3 protein-coding genes and 2 pseudogenes are annotated in these 3,117 nt (G+C 56.2%); all 5 read left to right on the forward strand.

What is annotated here, in order from left to right:
* The first annotated feature begins 28 nt into the window (after positions 1-28).
* Positions 29-765 (forward strand): annotated as a pseudogene (locus JSQ80_RS30235) (condensation domain-containing protein).
* Positions 650-1,168 (forward strand): condensation domain-containing protein, encoded by a 519-nt coding sequence (locus JSQ80_RS30240; protein WP_472850245.1) that lies wholly within the window; start codon positions 650-652, stop codon positions 1,166-1,168. The pseudogene JSQ80_RS30235 and the gene JSQ80_RS30240 overlap by 116 nt, the downstream one beginning before the upstream one ends.
* Positions 1,165-1,365 (forward strand): hypothetical protein, encoded by a 201-nt coding sequence (locus tag JSQ80_RS29640; RefSeq protein WP_272491224.1) that lies wholly within the window; start codon positions 1,165-1,167, stop codon positions 1,363-1,365. The genes JSQ80_RS30240 and JSQ80_RS29640 overlap by 4 nt, the downstream gene beginning before the upstream one ends.
* A gap of 30 nt (positions 1,366-1,395) precedes the next feature.
* Positions 1,396-2,139, forward strand: a complete 744-nt coding sequence (locus JSQ80_RS29645; RefSeq protein ID WP_272491225.1) for an AMP-binding protein — start codon at positions 1,396-1,398, stop codon at positions 2,137-2,139.
* A gap of 64 nt (positions 2,140-2,203) precedes the next feature.
* Positions 2,204-3,117, forward strand: a pseudogene (locus JSQ80_RS30245) (non-ribosomal peptide synthetase); the annotation flags it as partial.

A 3,117-nucleotide genomic window follows, 5' to 3' on the forward strand; every position in this document is an offset into this window, starting at 1 on the left:
TCAGCTACAATATGCCGGGCGTCCTGGAATGGAAGGAGCGTTGGATCGGGAGCGGCTGGAGGAAGCGTTTCGCCAACTGATTCGTCGTCACGAGACGTTGCGGACCGGCTTTGAACTGGTCGGCGGTGAAGCGGTGCAGCGGGTACACCGGGACGTGGAATTTGCGGTGGAGCACGTACGGGTGAATGAAGAGGAAGCGAACGCTCACCTTCGGGAGTTCATGCGCCCGTTTGATCTGCGTCAGCCGCCGCTCTTGCGAGTGAGACTCCTCGAACTGCAGCCGGATCGCCATTTGTTGCTTTTTGACATGCACCATATCATCTCGGACGGAGCTTCCATGGGCCTGTTCCTGCGGGAGTTTGCGCAGTTGTACGAGGGAGCGGAGCTGCCGCCGCTTCGCATTCAGTACAAGGATTATGCGGCATGGCAGCAGGAAGAAATGCAGCGCGAACGGATGAGCAAGCAGGAATCGTATTGGCTGGATGTGTTCGGCGGAGAAATCCCGGTCCTCGATCTGCCCGCGGACTATGCCCGGCCGGGAGTCAGAAGCTTTACCGGAAATACGTTTCGCTTTGTGATCGACAAGCAGAGAAGTGAGAAATTAGGCAGCTTGCCCTGCAAACCGGAACGACGCTGTACATGGTCTTGCTTGCGGCCTATACCACCTTGCTGTCCAAGTACAGCGGACAGGAAGATATATCGTGGGAACGCCGATTGCGGGAAGAACGCATGCGGAGCTGGAGCCGCTTCTGGGGATGTTCGTGAACACGCTGGCGATGCGCAATGCGCCGGCGGGGAGAAGACGTTCCAGGAGTACATTGCAGGAAGTCAAAGAAATACGCTGAGAGCCTATGAGAATCAAGACTATCCGTTTGAAGAATTGGTCAGCAAGCTGGATGTGTCAAGAGATATGAGCCGCAATCCGCTCTTTGATACGATGTTTGTTCTGCAAAACATAGAGCAAAGCGAAGTGAGCATCGAAGGGCTGACCTGTACGCTTTACCCGAACGAACATGACATCGCCAAGTTTGACCTGACATTTAGCTTGACAGAAGGAGCTGAAGGCAATCGCAGGCAGCATCGAGTACGCGCGTTCGCTGTACAAGGAGGAAACGATCGAGCGGATGGCTGGGCACTTCAAGCAGGTGATAGACGCCATTCTAAGTGACCCGCCACAGGAAGCTGTCGTCGATCGAGATCATCAGCCCGGAGGAGAAAGCGCAGATTCTGGAGACCTTCAACGATACGGCGGCAGACTATCCGCGAGACAAGACGATTCTTCAGTTGGTTGAGGAACAGGCGGAGCGTACGCCGGATCAAGCGGCTGTCGTATATGAGGGAAGCCACCTGACGTACCGGAATTGAAACGCAAAAGCGAATCGATTAGCACGGACGTTGCGAGCCGAAGGGGTACGGCCGGATCAGCCCGTCGGCCTCCTGGTCGAGCGTTCGCTGGAGATGATCGTGGGCCTCTTGGCGATCATGAAAGCTGGAGGCGCCTATGTGCCGATGGACCCGGAATATCCAGAGGAACGGATTGGTTACATGCTTGAGGATTCGGGAGCCAAGCTGTTATTGACACAGAGCCATTTGCAGAAGGGTGAATCGTTTGAGGGAAAACGGTTGATGCTGGATGACGAACGAATGTACAGTGAAGCCGGATCGAATTTGCAGCCGGTTGCCGGGCCGGATCATCTGGCCTATGTGATCTATACGTCGGGAACGACGGGCAAACCGAAAGGGGTGATGGTTGAGCATCGGGGCCTGTGCAATCTGAAGCGCCTGTTTGAGGAGACGCTGCACATCGGAGCACAGGACAATGTTGTCCAATTCGCCAGCTTGTCCTTTGATGCGTCGTGCTGGGAGATTTTCAAGGCGCTCTTTACGGGCGCGACGTTGTATATTCCGGCGAAAGAGACGATTTTGGATCCTCGGTTATTTGAAAGCTATATGAGCCGTCATCGCATTACGGCCGCTATTTTACCGCCGACCTACGCGGCCGCCTTAACTCCGGGCAACTTGCCGAGCTTGAAAAAGCTGATCACGGGGGCTCCGCCAGTTCCGTGGACTTGGTTCACCAGTGGCAAGACCGGGTGCTGTATGTTAACGCCTATGGTCCGACAGAAGACTCGATTGTGACCACAATATGCAGGCAACGACGGCCGCTCCAGCCGGGAATGCTGTTGCTCCGGTCGGGAAGCTGGTGCCTATCGGCCGTCCGATCCCGAATCATCGGGTTTATATTGTGGATGCGAACGATCAATTGCTGCCGGTCGGTATCGCCGGGGAATTTTGCATTTCAGGTGTGGGTGTGGCCCGCGGTTACTTGAACCGTCCAGAGCTGACCGAGGAGAGGTTCGTGGACAACCCGTTCGAACCGGGCGCGCGGATGTACCGGACGGGGGATCTGGCCAAGTGGCTGCCGGATGGCAATATCGAGTATTTGGGCCGAATCGACCATCAGGTGAAGATTCGGGGGTATCGGATCGAGCTGGGCGAGGTTGAGGCGCAGCTGTTGAAGACAGCTTCGGTTCAGGAAGCGGTCGCGATTGCCCGGGATGACGGAGACGGACAGCAGTATTTATGCGCGTATAATCGTAGCGGACAAAGAGCTGACGGCAGGCGAGCTGAGAAAAGCGCTGTTGCAGGAGCTGCCGGGCTACATGGTGCCTTCCCGCTTTGTGCAGCTGGAGCACATGCCGTTGACGCCAAACGGAAAAATTGACCGTAAAGCCCTGCCGGCACCAGACGGAAGCATACAGACCGGAGCGGACTACGTGGCTCCGCGCACCGCGCTGGAAGCGCAGCTCGCGCAAATCTGGCAAGAGGTGCTTGGACTTCCGCGCATGGGCGTAAAGGACCACTTCTTTGACATCGGCGGACATTCGTTGCGGGCAACGACTTTGGTGGCCAAGATGCACAAAGAGATGGGGATTGAGATGCCCCTGAGGGAGGTCTTCCAATACCCGACGATTGAGCAAATGGCGGAAGTCATCACGGGCAAGGAACACCAGGCCGCGTATGTGTCCATACCGATCATAGAGGAAAGCGCCTATTATCCCGTCTCATCCGCGCAAAAACGATTGTACATTTTGAGCCAGCTGGAAGGCGGAGAGC

Source organism: Paenibacillus apiarius (assembly GCF_017052585.1).
In the GTDB taxonomy this organism is placed as follows: domain Bacteria; phylum Bacillota; class Bacilli; order Paenibacillales; family Paenibacillaceae; genus Paenibacillus_B; species Paenibacillus_B apiarius.